The 12,328-nt window shown below is 67.5% G+C and carries 9 protein-coding genes; 1 reads left to right on the top strand and 8 read right to left on the bottom strand.

The features are described from left to right. Positions 1-20 precede the first annotated feature (20 nt). The 8 genes from pilH to ACNR9O_RS11115 form a co-directional block, all read right to left on the bottom strand. Positions 21-386, bottom strand: coding sequence for a twitching motility response regulator PilH (pilH, locus tag ACNR9O_RS11150; protein WP_026634409.1), 366 nt, complete (start codon positions 384-386; stop codon positions 21-23). A 77-nt stretch (positions 387-463) separates the two neighbouring features. Beyond that, entirely contained in the window at positions 464-1,462 is a 999-nt protein-coding gene (locus ACNR9O_RS11145; protein WP_473680544.1) for an oxidoreductase, read from the bottom strand. A 32-nt stretch (positions 1,463-1,494) separates the two neighbouring features. After that, positions 1,495-2,091 carry an LOG family protein gene (locus ACNR9O_RS11140; RefSeq protein WP_473680546.1) on the bottom strand — a complete coding sequence of 199 codons (597 nt, stop codon included), beginning with the start codon at positions 2,089-2,091 and terminating at the stop codon, positions 1,495-1,497. 142 nt (positions 2,092-2,233) lie between these two features. Beyond that, positions 2,234-3,658: a dihydrolipoyl dehydrogenase gene (gene lpdA / locus ACNR9O_RS11135; protein WP_473680548.1), complete on the bottom strand. Its 1,425-nt coding sequence runs from the start codon at positions 3,656-3,658 to the stop codon at positions 2,234-2,236. Between the two features lie 136 nt (positions 3,659-3,794). Continuing rightward, positions 3,795-5,000 (bottom strand): dihydrolipoyllysine-residue succinyltransferase, encoded by a 1,206-nt coding sequence (gene sucB, locus ACNR9O_RS11130; RefSeq protein WP_473680550.1) that lies wholly within the window; start codon positions 4,998-5,000, stop codon positions 3,795-3,797. A gap of 79 nt (positions 5,001-5,079) precedes the next feature. After that, complete coding sequence (locus tag ACNR9O_RS11125; protein ID WP_473680551.1) at positions 5,080-7,914, bottom strand: 2-oxoglutarate dehydrogenase E1 component; 2,835 nt, start codon at positions 7,912-7,914, stop codon at positions 5,080-5,082. Positions 7,915-8,175: 261 nt separating this feature from the next. Next, positions 8,176-9,123: a GNAT family N-acetyltransferase gene (locus tag ACNR9O_RS11120; protein WP_473680553.1), complete on the bottom strand. Its 948-nt coding sequence runs from the start codon at positions 9,121-9,123 to the stop codon at positions 8,176-8,178. Beyond that, entirely contained in the window at positions 9,120-10,307 is a 1,188-nt protein-coding gene (locus ACNR9O_RS11115; RefSeq protein ID WP_473680555.1) for a JmjC domain-containing protein, read from the bottom strand. The genes ACNR9O_RS11120 and ACNR9O_RS11115 overlap by 4 nt, the downstream gene beginning before the upstream one ends. A gap of 223 nt (positions 10,308-10,530) precedes the next feature. Here ACNR9O_RS11115 and ACNR9O_RS11110 point away from each other — a divergent pair, with 223 nt between their 5' ends. Continuing rightward, positions 10,531-12,327, top strand: coding sequence for an assimilatory sulfite reductase (NADPH) flavoprotein subunit (locus ACNR9O_RS11110; protein WP_473680558.1), 1,797 nt, complete (start codon positions 10,531-10,533; stop codon positions 12,325-12,327). Position 12,328: the final 1 nt, after the last annotated feature.

The raw sequence follows: 12,328 nt of genomic DNA, 5'->3' as shown, positions 1-12,328 counted from the left end.
GCTGATGACTCGCTGGCGGTTCAGGCCGGCAGCAACCCCTTCAGCGTCTCGACCAGCTCTTCTTCCTTGATCGGCTTGGTGACGTAAGCCTTGGCGCCCTGGCGCAAGCCCCAGACCTTGTCGGTTTCCTGGTCCTTGGTGGTCACCAGGATCACCGGGATGTGCTGGGTCTCCGGATCCTTGCTGATGGTGCGCGTCGCCTGGAAACCGTTGAGATTGGGCATGACCACGTCCATCAGGATCAGGTCGGGCTTCTCGCGCTTGGCGACTTCGACGCCGGCGGCACCGTCTTCCGCAGTCAGGGTCTCATGCCCCAGCTTCTCGACGATGCGCTTGATGCCAAGCAACTGCGACGGCGAATCGTCGACGATCAGAATACGTGCCATAAGGTGGGGGTCCCCTTGTTGTTTCGGAGGATTCTAAGCCGCGTTAGCGGCTCTTCCAAGTCTGTTCAGGTTCGGAATCAAGCCTGCAATCGCACGATGGTGCGACCGAAGGACTCACCCGCCAGCATGTGTCCGAACACGCCGGGCAATTGCTCCAGGGTCACCTCGCGGGTGGCGATGCGCTCCAGGTGCCGCGGCTTCCAGTCGTCGGACAGGTGTTGCCATACGCGATCGCGGATGTCCCGCGGGGTGCCGGCCGAAGCGATGCCGAGCAGGCTGGCGCCGCGGATGATGAAAGGCATCACTGTGCTCTGGAAGTCGATGCCGCCCGCATTGCCGCAGATCGCCACGTTGCCGTAGGGCGCCACCAGTGGCAGCAGGCCGGCGAGCATGGCGCCGCCGACATTGTCCAGCGCGCCGCCGAAGCGGGCCGAATCCATCGGCTTGCCGCTGAAGGCGAGCTGGTGCCGGTCGATGCATTCGGTCGCGCCCAGGCCGCGCAGAACATCGAAATGGTCCTTCTTGCCGCTGATGGCGTGCACTTCGTAGCCGGCGCGGCTGAAGATGTCGATCGCCAGCATGCCCACGCCGCCCGACGCGCCGCTCACGGCGATGGGGCCTAGTGCGGGCGTCTGGCGGTTGTCCTGCATGCGCAGCAGGGCCAGCGCGGCGGTGAAACCCGCCGTGCCGATCACCATGCTCTCGCGCAGGCTCAGGCCCTTCGGCAAAGGGATGGTCCAGCGCGCATCCAGCCGGGCGTATTCGCCATAACCACCGTCGCGCGTTTCGGACAGGCCGCTGCCGGTGCACAGCACCGCGTCGCCTTCCTTGAAGGACGGATCGGCGGAGGCCACCACGGTGCCGGCGACATCGATGCCGCCGTTGAGCGGATACTGGCGGAGGATCTTGCCTTCGCCGGTGCCGGCCAGCGCGTCTTTGTAGTTGACCGACGAGTAGGCCACCTTCACCAGCACTTCGCCCGCGCTCAGCGCCTGCGTGCTCATCGTCTCGATGCCGCCGCGGTAGCCGGAGGCGTCATTGTGGATGCGGAAGGCGCGGAACTGATGATCGGTCATGGCGGGTGTCTCCGTTGGCGCGGGCTGGCGGCTCAGGCTTCGACGATGCTGCGGTCGATCCACTTGGGCAGGTACTGGCCCTCGTAGTGCTCCATCCAGTGGAACAACTTCTCCATGCTATCGCCGAACCATACGCTGTCGCGCTGCTCGGCGCGCACGAAACGCTCGTCCACCATGTGATCGAGCATGCCGCGCAACTGGCGGTAGTAGCCACGCACGTCGAGGAACGCGCACGGGTAGCTGTGCAACCCGAGTTGTGCCCAAGTCAGCATTTCGAACATCTCGTCCATGGTGCCGAAACCGCCGGGCAGGGCGACGAAAGCATCGGCCAGTTCGAACATGCGCGTTTTGCGCTCGTGCATGGTTTCCACCACCTCGAGCTTGGTCAGTCCCGCGTGCGCCACTTCGCGCTCCACCAGCTGGCGCGGAATCACACCGATGGCCTGGCCGCCGGCGGCGAGCACTGCGTCGGCGACCGTACCCATCAGGCCGACCTTGCCGCCGCCGTAGACCAGCGCGATGCCGCGCCTGGCCATCTCGGTGCCGAAGGCACGGGCCTTCTCGACGTATTCGGGATCGCCGCCCGGGCTGGAGCCGCAATAGACGCAAAGAGCAGTGGGGCGGGGCATAGGCGTCTCCGGAAAAGGGAAATAAGAGCCAGGGGTGGGTGGCGAAGGCGTGAAGCCCGGCGATCGCGCCGTCGGGCCGGAAAAACAGCGCGGCCCGCCCATGTCGCCACGAGCGGGCCGCGGATGGCCTTGCGGCGGGCGTTTAGTTGCCCTTGTGGATGGCGCGCTTGTCGACCGACAGGGCGGCCTCGTGCACGGCCTCCGACAGCGTCGGATGCGCATGGACGATGCGGGCCAGATCTTCGGCGGAGCCCTTGAACTCCATCGTCACCACGGCCTCGGCGATCAGCTCGGACACGCCCGGGCCGACCATGTGCACGCCCAGCAGGCGATCGGTCTCGGCATGGGCGAGCATCTTCACCTGGCCGATGGCCTCGTTCATCGCCACGGCGCGGCCGATGGCGGCGAACGGGAAGGTGCCGACCTTGTACGGGATGCCGGCGTCCTTCAGTTCCTTCTCGGTCTTGCCTGCCCAGGCGATTTCCGGCTCGGTGTAGATCACCCACGGAATCGTGTCGAAGTTGATGTGACCGGCCTTGCCGGCGATCCACTCCGCCACTGCCACGCCTTCCTCGGAACCCTTGTGCGCCAGCATCGGGCCGCGCACGGCGTCGCCGATGGCCCACACGCCGTCCACGCCGGTGTGGTTGTGCTCGTCGACCACGATGCGGCCGCGCTCGTCCAGTTTCACACCGGTGTCGTCGGCCAGCAGGCCGGCGGTGTAGGCGCGGCGGCCCACGGCCACTAGCAGCTTGTCGACCGTCAGCTCGTGCGAACCGTCCTTGTCTTCATAGGTGAGGGCCACTTCGTTGCCCTTCACTTCGGCCTTGGTCAGCTTGGCGCCCAGCTTGATCTTGAGCCCCTGCTTGGCGAATTCCTTGGCGGCGATCTTGGCCACGTCGGCGTCGGCCACCGAGAGGAAGTCCGGCAGGGCTTCCAGGATGGTCACGTCCGCACCCAGGCGATTCCACACGCTGCCCAGCTCCAGGCCGATCACGCCGGCACCGATCACGCCGAGGCGCTTGGGCACTTCCGGGAAATCCAGCGCGCCGGCATTGTCGACGATGTTCTTGCCGTCGAACTTGGCGAACGGCAGCTCGATCGGCACCGAGCCGGAGGCGAGGATCACGTTGGTGGCGCTGATGGTCTGCTTGCTGCCGTCCGGCGCGGTGATCTCGACATTGTTGCCCTTGAGCAGCTTGCCGGTGCCGAAGTACGGCGTGACCTTGTTGGCCTTGAACAGCTGGCCGATGCCGCCGGTGAACTGCTTGACGATCTTGTCCTTGCGGCCAATGAAGGTGGCCACGTCGATCTTCGCGTTGTCGGCGCTGATGCCATGCACCGCGAAGTTGTGCGTCAGGTTGTGGAACTGCTTGGAGGAATCCAGCAGCGCCTTGGACGGGATGCAGCCCACGTTGAGGCAGGTGCCGCCGAGAGCCTGCTTGCCGTCCTTGCCGGTGAAGGCGTCGATGCAGGCGGTCTTCAGGCCCAGCTGCGCGGCGCGGATCGCGGCCACGTAGCCGGCCGGGCCGGCGCCGATGACGATGACGTCGAATTTGTCGCTCATGGTTGTTCCTTGCTGCGTGACGTCGCCAGGCGCACGTCAGGATGAAGCGGGGGAGGTGATGCGGCGAGCAGGGGCTTTTCGCATCTGCTCGCCGCCACAGCTTCGTACATGGGAGCGCGAACGCTCACATGCAAGCTCAGAGACCCAGCAGCATGCGCTGCGGATTCTCCAGCTGGTTCTTGATGTCCACCAGGAACAGCACCGCGTCCTTGCCGTCGATGATCCGGTGGTCGTACGACAGCGCCAGGTACATCATCGGCGCGGCGATCACCTGGCCGTTCTCGACAATCGGGCGCTCCTTGATGGTGTGCATGCCCAGGATGGCGCTTTGCGGCGGGTTCACGATCGGGGTCGACAGCAGCGAACCGAAGGTGCCGCCGTTGGTGATGGTGAAGGTGCCGCCCTGCAGGTCGTCCAGGCCCAGCTTGCCAGCGCGCGCCTTCTGGGCGTACTCGACGATGCCCTTCTCGACGTCGGCGAAGCTCATGTTCTGCACGTCGCGCAACACCGGCGTCACCAGGCCCTTGTCGGTGGACACGGCGATCGAGATGTCCTGGTAGCCGTGATAGACGATGTCGTTGCCATCGACCGAGGCATTGACGATCGGATGGCGCTTCAGCGCTTCGGCGGCGGCCTTGACGAAGAAGCTCATGAAGCCGAGCTTCACGCCGTTGGACTTCTCGAACTGCTCGCCCAGCGTCTTACGCATCTTGGCGACTTCGGCCAGGTTCACTTCGTTGAACGAGGTGAGCATGGCGATCGAATTCTTCGACTGCATCAGACGCTCGGCGATGCGCGCGCGGATGCGGGTCATCGGCACGCGCTCTTCCGGACGCGCGCCAGGGGTCGGCTTCACCGCCGGCGCGGCGGCGGCCGGAGCGGCAGCGCCCTTGCCGTAATTGACCAGGTCTTCCTTGGTCACGCGGCCATCGCGACCGGTGCCGGCGACCTTGGAGGCGTCGATGTTCTGCTCGGTGGCCACGCGCAGGCCGGCCGGCGACAGGTCGGCGTTGCCGGCGGCGGCCTTCGGGGCGGCAGGCGCGGCGGCGGGCACCGGTGCAGCGGCGGGGGCGGCAGCGGCCGGAGCCGGCGCGGCGGCCACGGCGCCTTCCTCGATCACCGCGATCACCTGCTGGCTGGTCACGGTGTCGCCGGAGTTGAACTTGAGCTCCTTGATCACGCCGTCGACCGGGGCAGGCACTTCCAGCACCACCTTGTCGGTTTCGAGGTCGACCAGGTTCTCGTCGCGCTTGACGGCGTCGCCGACCTTCTTGTGCCAGGTGGCGATGGTGGCGTCGGAGACGGACTCGGGCAGGACGGGGACTTTGACTTCGATAGACATGTTGTTTCCTTAGTAAGTGCGTTCATCCGTGAACGCCAACGTCAAAAGCGGCCATCCATGGCCGCACTATTCAGGAGTCTTATTCTGCCGCGTGGTCGGTGCCGATCGGCGCGACCAGCGCCTGCTCGACGAGTGCCGTCTGCTCGGCGACGTGCGTGTTGAGATGTCCGGCGGCCGGTGCCGGCGAGCGAGCGCGTCCCGCGTAGGACAGGCTCTGCTTGCTGCCGACGCAAGCCTGCAGGTGATGGCGGATCTGGAACCAGGCGCCCTGGTTCATCGGCTCTTCCTGGCACCAGATCACTTCCTTGGCGGAAGGATACTTTTCCAGTTCGGCCGTGACTTCCGGGCGCGGGAACGGATACAGCTGCTCGACGCGCACGATGGCGACGTCGGTCAGGCCGCGCTTCTCGGCATCTTCCAGCAGGTCGTAGTAGACCTTGCCCGAGCACAGCACCACGCGCTTGACCTTCTTGGCCGGCAGATCGCGGTGCTCGCCGATCACCAGCTTGAACTCGCCGCTGGCCAGCTCGTCCAGCGTGGAGATCGCCAGCTTGTGGCGCAGCAGCGACTTGGGCGTCATCACGATCAGCGGCTTGCGCGTCGGGCGCACCATCTGGCGGCGAATCATGTGGAACGCCTGGGCCGGCGTGGTGGGCACGCAGACCTGCATGTTGTCCAGCGCGCACAGCTGCAGGAAGCGCTCCAGGCGCGCGGAGGAATGCTCCGGACCCTGGCCTTCGTAGCCGTGCGGCAGGAACAGCGCCAGGCCGCACAGGCGGTTCCACTTGGCCTCGCCCGAGCTGATGAACTGGTCGATCACCACCTGCGCGCCGTTGGCGAAGTCGCCGAACTGGCCTTCCCAGATGTGCAGCGTGTAAGGATCGGTCGTGGCGTGGCCGTATTCGAAGGCCATCACCGCCTCTTCGCTGAGCAGCGAGTCGATCACCTCCACGCTGGCGTTGTCGCGCAGCATGGCCAGGGGCATGAAGGTGTGCCCGTCCTTCTGGTCGTGCAGCACTGCGTGGCGGTGGAAGAAGGTGCCGCGGCCGACGTCCTGGCCGACCAGGCGCAGGTTGTAGCCCTGGTCGATCAGGGTGGCGTAGGCCAGGTTCTCGGCGAAGCCCCAGTCGCCCGGCAGTTCGCCCGCGGCCATCTTGCGGCGGTCGTCGTAGATCTTGGCCACGCGCGACTGCAGCGTGATGTCGCCGGGCATCTCCAGGATCTTGCTGGCCAGTTCCACCAGCTTGCCCTTGGGCACGCCGGTGTCGGTCTGGGTCGACAGCTTGCCGCCGATGAACTGGTTCCAGTCCACCTCGATGTCCTTGACCAGTGCCTGCGTCAGCTCGGTCATCGGGTTGCCGGCTTCCAGGCGCGAACGGTATTCCTCGACCAGCTTCTGGCCGTCGCCGTCGGCGATCACGCCCTCCTTGACCAGGCTCTGCGCGTACAGATCGCGTGTGGTCGGGCGGGCGCGGATGATCTGGTACATCACCGGCTGCGTCGCGGCCGGCTCGTCGGCCTCGTTATGGCCGTGGCGGCGATAGCAGACTAGGTCGATCACCACGTCCTTGCGGAACTGCTTGCGGAAGTCGTAGACCAGGCGCGTGGCCTGGATCACCGCTTCCGGGTCGTCGCCGTTCACGTGCAGCACCGGCGCATTGACCATCTTGGCCAGGTCGGTGCAGTACAGCGTGGAGCGCGCGTCCTGCGGGTTGGACGTGGTGAAGCCCACCTGGTTGTTCACCACGATGTGCAGGGTGCCGCCGATCTTGAAACCGCGGGCCTGCGACATGTTGAACAGCTCCATGTTCACGCCCTGGCCCGCCAGCGCGGCGTCGCCATGGATGAGCACGGCCATCGACTGCTGGCGATCGCCGTCGCGACGGCGGATCTGGCGCGAATGCACCGAGCCGGCCACCACCGGATTGACGATCTCCAGATGCGACGGGTTGAACGCCAGCGCCACGTGCACGCCGCCGTTGGGCGTCTTGACGTCGGCGGAGAAGCCCATGTGGTACTTCACGTCGCCCGAGTGCGCCGGGTCGTCCGGATGCTCGAACTTGCCCTCGAACTCGTTGAACAGCGTCTTCGGCGGCTTGCCCAGGATGTTGACCAGCACGTTGAGGCGGCCGCGGTGGGCCATGCCGATGACCACTTCCTTGATGCCGTTGTCGCCGGCGGTGCGGACGATGTCGTCCACCATCGGGATCAGGCTGTCGCCGCCTTCCAGCGAGAAGCGCTTCTGGCCGACGTACTTGGTGTGCAGGTAGCGCTCCAGGCCCTCGGCCGCGGTCAGCTCGGCCAGCAGGCGCTGCTTGCTCGTCTTGTCCAGCCCGGCGCTGCCGCCGGCCTTCTCCAGGCGGGTATAGATCCAGTTGCGCTGTTCATGGTTGCTGATGTGCATGAACTCGGCGCCGATGGTGCCGGTGTACACCTTCTTCAGGCGCGCCAGCAGGTCGCGCAGCTTCATGCGCTGGCCGCCGCCGGCGAAGTTGCCGCAGTCGAATTCGGTGTCCAGATCGGCATCGCTCAGGCCGTGGAAGGCCAGGCCCAGATCCGGGGCGGGCAGCTTCTCGGCCAGGCCCAGCGGATCGAGGTCGGCGGCCAGGTGGCCGCGCGAGCGATAGGCGGTGAGGATGCGCAGCACGGCTGCCTGCTTGCGCGCGTGCTCGTCGTCCATCGGAGCGGCGGCGACGGCGCGCTGCTTTTGTGCGGCCTCAATACGCGCAATGGCCGCGGAGTGGGGCACGTCCCCGGACTCGCGGCCTTTGAAAGTCTGGAAGTACTGGTTCCATTCGGCGGGTACCGACGAGGCGTCGGCCAGCCAGGACTCATACAACTGCTCGACATAATCGGCGTTGCCGCCGGCGAGTTGGGACGAATCGAAGAACTCGCGAATCAGATTTGTGCTCACGTCACCACCGGTGAGGGAAGGGAGGCCTGCAGCCATCCGTCGGCCTGGCGGATGGCGGGGAAAAATCCTGTTAATTATAGCCCCGGGGTGCTGCACAGCGGCAACCCGGCAAACGGGATAAAAGTGGGGTTGGCGGTTGCCTTTTCGAGAGGCGGGGGTACCGACCATCGTCGTAGCCATGCGGTTTGCAGCGGCTCGCCGGCACGGAGCCGCGTGCTGACGGCCCGATGCCACGAGCCGGTTGGCGTTCAGCCGGAAAGGTCAGAGGCCCAGCGGCAGCAGTGCGGTGGCGCGCGCCGAACGCTCCCACACCTCGTCGAAATGCTGCAGCAGCGGGGCCTGGCCGGCCCGGTCGGCCAAGGATGCGCGCCCTCGCGGCCTGGCGGCCTCGGGTTGGAACAGATAGCCACCGGCATCGGTCAGCAGATAGGCCGAGGTGTACGCCAGATCGAGTTCTTCGGTTGGTACGCGGATCAGCACCGCGCTGGGCAGGCGCTGTGCCAGCGCAATCAGCCGGTGGCTGTCGCGCAGTGCCGCGGCCGCGTCGTGCAGCAGGACGCGGATCTCCGCCCCGCGCCCGGAGGTGGCGATGCGGCGCAGCTCGTCCATCTCGGCAACGCCGGCATAGCTATCGGCGGACAGCGCCGGCTGGTAGATCGCCAGGCGGTAGCGGGCGCCGCGCAGGAGCTGCAGGCGCGCCTCGTCCAGCGCGTCGCGGTCGCCGATGGCGAGGGTCGCCGGTAAGGTTGCCGGTGCCGGGCGGGCATCGCCGGCCAGCGCGAGCGTCATGGTCCGGTGCGGGATGCCGGCATCGTCGAACACCTCGCCATGCGCCACGAAGCCCTCGCGCTCATAGAAGCGGATCGCCTGCACCTGCGCGTCCAGCGACACCTCCGGCCAGCCCAGGGCCCGCGCCCGGACGACCAGCTCGCGCAGGATCGCCGCGCCCACGCCGGCGCCGCGCCAGGGTGCCCGTACCGCCATGCGCCCGATCTTGTGCGCAGGGGTGAGGCGACCGCAGGCGATCGGCTGACCGGCCGCGTCGCGCGCCAGGACATGGATCGAAGGCTCGTCCAGCTCGTCCCATTCCAGGGTTTCAGGCACCTGCTGTTCGTGCACGAACACTTCCAGCCGGATCTCGCGCAGCGCCTCGCGGTCGCGCTCGCGCGCCCAGTCGGCGGGCTCGAGGTGGAAATCCTGCAGGTTCACCGGCGGCGCGCCTTGTGGGGAATCAGGTGGCCATCGTTGACCAGTGCCAGCAACAGCGCGCGGTCGGCGGCGCCGAGCTTGCCGCCGAAGGCCAGCTCGCGTTCGGCGCACAGCAGCTCGGCCAGCTCGGCAGGCGCCGGATAGGCCTGCCCATTGGCGAACAGCGTGGCGCCGCCCTTGCCCTTGGCCCAGGCCAGACGCGCCCAGGGATGGCGCAGCAGCTGCGCACCCTCGCCAAGCAGCTTGGCCAGCGCGGCGTCGGTGGTTTCCTTGGCCGGAACCGCCGGCGTACGCGCCACGCGGTAGCGGGTGATGAAACGGCCGAACCAGTCGGTGAGGGTGGCATCGTCCAACTGCGCGAAGGGCAGGGCCTCACGCACCCGCGCCAGCGCGTCGCGGTCGATCTCGCCGGTAGCGCGGGCGGGCTTGAGATCCGGATCGGCGTAGCGCGCTTCGTCCGGCAGGCGCTCGGCCAGGTAATCGGCCAGGTCGCCGGTGAGTTCGGCGCGCGAGGGCGCGCGCATGCCCACCGAGATGGTCATGCAGGGGCCGCCGAAGGCGACGCCGTCATGCGGCACGCCGGGCGGCAGGTAAAGCATGTCGCCCGGTTCCAGCAGCCACTCGTGGGTGGGCTCGAAGTGCTTGAGCTGTTTCAGTTCCACGTCGTCGCGGAACTCGGTGGGCGCGGCGGGATCGTCGCTGATCGCCCAGTGGCGCTGACCCAGCCCCTGCAGCAGGAACACGTCGTACTGGTCCACGTGCGCGCCCACGCCGCCACCGGGCTCGGCATACGAAATCATGATGTCGTCCACCCGCCAGCTCGGCAGGAAGCGGAACGATTCCAGCAGCGCGGCCACATCCGCGTCCCACTTGTCCACGTCCTGCACCAGCAAGGTCCAGTTTTCGCTGGGCGTCTTGGCGAAGTCCGCCTCGCTGAGCGGGCCGGTCTTCACCGTCCAGCGGTCGCGCCGTGCGTCATGGATGATCAGCCGCGACAGCGCCTCTTCCTCGCAGGCCAGCCCGGCCAGGTCGTCCGGCTGCAGCGGAGGCGTGAAATCGGGGAAAGCGTTGCGGATCAGCAGGGGACGCTTCTGCCAGTAGTCGCGCAGGAATTGGGCCGGGCTCATGCCCAGGGGCTGCCGGGCCGAGCCGCGGACTTCGATGGGGAGGGTGGTCTTGGTCATCGGGGGATTGTACGGGGAGCCGGCGTGGCGGGCCTCTGTGCCGTGGCGACGGGCCTCGATCGCCCAGTGCTTAGGAGAGAGAGCGAGCGCGGCCGGGTGTCCGGCCTTAACGCAGAAATAATGGAAACGGCATGTGCATATGTCGACACATCCTTTCCGGCATAAGCGGTGAGGCGGCTATCTTCGAGGAATAGACGTATAGACGTCCAAAGAAGGTAGTGCCTTGAACGCCGTCGTTTCCCATGAATCCCTTGCCTCGCCGCTGGCCGCCGACAAGGCCGCCCAGCTCCATCGGCTGCTGGAGGGATTGGCGCCGCATGAGCTGTACTGGGTGGCGGCGCGCAGCGCGGCGCTGGCGGCCCGTGGTCCGCAGCCGGCACAGCCCGCCCCTGCCGCGGGCGAGCGCATCACCGTGCTCTACGGCAGCCAGACCGGCAATGCCCGGCGCGTGGCCGAGCACCTGGCGAAAAAGCTGGAAGCCGCGGGACTGCCGGCACGCCTGGTGCGCGCCGACGCCTATGTGCAGCGCGAGCTGGCCCAGGAGCGCCATCTGGTCCTGGTGATCAGCACCCAGGGCGAGGGCGAGCCGCCGGACGACGCGCGCGGCCTGGTCGAGTTCATCGCCGGGCGCCGGGCGCCGCGCCTGCCTTCGCTGCGCTATGCGGTGCTGGGGCTGGGCGATTCGAGCTATCCGCAGTTCTGCGCGATCGGGCGCCTGCTCGACGCGCGCCTGGCGGAGTTGGGCGGCACCCGCCTGAGCGCGCTGGGCGAAGCCGATGTCGACATCGAGGCGGTCGCCGAACCCTGGAGCGCCTCCGTGCTGGAGCGTGCGCGCGACGAAGTCGATCGCGCACCGGCGTCCGCATCGCGGCTCCCCTTGCTGCAGGCCGTGCCGAGTCATGCCACTCATGACCGCGAGCATCCGTTCGGCGCGCAAGTACTGGCCAACCAGCGCATCGTGTCGCGGCAGAGCGAGCGCGAGGTGCGGCATATCGAGCTGTCGCTGGAGGGCGCCGGCCTGAGCTATCAGCCCGGCGACGCCTTGGGCGTCTGGCCGCGTAACCCGGCCGCGCTGGTGGAGCAGTGGCTGCAGGAGCTGCGCCTGGACGGCGAGACGACGGTCGAACACGCCGGGCGCAGCCTGCCGCTGGCGCGCTGGCTCGGTACGGAGCGCGAACTGACCCGCCTCGCGCGCGGCTTCGTGCTCGCCCACGCCGAGACGAGCGGGCACCCCGCGTTGGCCGGGCTGCTCGACGCTGATCGCACCGCCGCGCTCGCCACGCTGCTGGACACGCACCAGCCGATCGATCTGTTGCGTCGCTATCCCGGCCGCTGGGACGCCTCCGCCCTGGTCGCGGCGCTGCGGCCGCTGACGCCGCGGCTGTACTCGATCGCTTCCAGTGCTGCGGTAGTGGGCGAGGAGGTGCATCTGACCGTAGCCAGCGTGGATTACCAGGCCTTCGGCGAACGGCACTGGGGCGCGGCTTCCGCATTCCTGGCCGATAGCGCGGAGGACGCACGCGTCCCCGTCTTTATCGAGCCGAACGAGCGCTTCCGCCTGCCGGCCGATGCGTCGCGCGACATCATCATGATCGGCCCAGGCACCGGTGTCGCACCGTTCCGTGCCTTCGTGCTGGAGCGCCGCGAAGCCGGTGCGCGTGGACGCAACTGGCTGTTCTTCGGCAACCGGCATTTCGCCGACGATTTTCTCTATCAGGTGGAGTGGCAGGAGGCGCTGCGCCGCGGCGCGCTGCACCGGCTGGACCTGGCCTTCTCGCGCGACGAGGCGCGAAAGGTCTACGTGCAGCACCGCCTGCGCGAACAAGGCAGGGATCTGTACGCATGGCTGCGCGAGGGCGCGCATCTGTATGTGTGCGGCGACGCCACCCACATGGCCAAGGACGTCCACGCGGCACTGCTCGACATCGCTGTCGCACACGGTGGCCTTTCCGCCGAGGACGCCTCCGCCTGGCTCGCCGACCTCCTGCAACAGGGCCGCTACGCCCGCGACGTGTATTGAT

It is taken from the genome of Dyella sp. CR10, assembly GCF_055814425.1.
Note: the sequence above shows the minus strand (reverse complement) of the source record. Positions and strands in the feature narration are given on the sequence as shown.